Consider the following 215-nt stretch of genomic DNA (forward strand, 5'->3'; position numbering starts at 1 on the left):
GGTGTCTTCATCGGTGTCGTTGGGACGCTACTCACCGTCGGTGTCTGTGTCGCGTTCATCGTTGGGGTGGCGATCTGATGTATCTCCGTGTCATTGACTCCGAGTACACCGTCGCAGAAGACGGGTACAAGGAAAAGACGCCCATCGTCCACGTCTTCGGACGCAACGCCTCGTGGGAGCGACGCCACCTCCCTATCGTCGGCTACCGTCCGTAC

It is taken from the genome of Halorubrum sp. SP3, assembly GCF_005435195.1.
In the GTDB taxonomy this organism is placed as follows: domain Archaea; phylum Halobacteriota; class Halobacteria; order Halobacteriales; family Haloferacaceae; genus Halorubrum; species Halorubrum sodomense.